This is a genomic window from Pseudomonas sp. CGJS7 (genome assembly GCF_036961695.1).
Window position 1 is genome coordinate 1 of record NZ_JBAMDI010000316.1, and the last position, 778, is coordinate 778.

General features: G+C 62.2%; 1 protein-coding gene. It reads right to left on the reverse strand.

Going from position 1 to position 778, the window contains the following annotated elements:
* On the reverse strand, positions 1–778 hold a 778-nt coding region (locus tag V7787_RS52860), incomplete at both ends, for an immunoglobulin-like domain-containing protein (RefSeq protein ID WP_336095461.1).

Genomic DNA, 778 nt, shown 5'->3' on the forward strand with positions numbered 1-778 from the left:
GGTCTTATCCAGCGTCAGTTGCTCGAACTTGCCGACGTCCGCGCCGCCAACGGTTGCGATCGACATCACAACCGGGTCGTTGGTACCGACGTAGACGTTGTCCGGGGCAGCCACGGTGGCAGTGCCCACGGTACCGTTGGCCGGCACGGTGATGACGGTTTTGCCGTCGCTCAGCGTGAAGGTCAATGCACTGTGGTTGTTGATCGGCAGACCGTCTTTGTTGGTCAGCGTGATGGTGTAGGTGATCTCGCCGCCTTCGCTGACCGAAGGGGTCGCGGTCAGCTTGGCCACCACTTCGTCGGGGGTGTCGGTCACTTGAACGGTAGCCGCACCGCCCAGTTGCAGGTTCTCGAATGCAGCGCCGGTGGCGTCCACCGCCGAATTGATACCCAGGCTGATCTGGCCAGCGTCGTTGTAAACGTCATCACCCTGCGCAGCGTGGGTGTATGGCGCGCTGGTTTCGCCGGCCTTGATGGTGACCTGGGCATTGTTGCTCAGGGTCACGACCAGGTCGTGAGCCAACGGCTGGTTGACGTGCACGGTGAAGGTCGGCTTGACGTTCTCGGCCACCGAAGTCTGGTCGGCGGTGATGGTGACCTTGACCAGGTCGCCTTCGTTGCCTGGGGTACCCGGCTCGTCGGTGATCGACGTGCTGACCGGGGTCTTGTCCAGCGTCAGTTGCTCGAACTTGCCGACATCCGCGCCTTCAACGGTTGCGATCGACATCACGACAGGATCGTTGGTGCCGACGTAGACGTTGTCCGGGGCAGTGACAGTG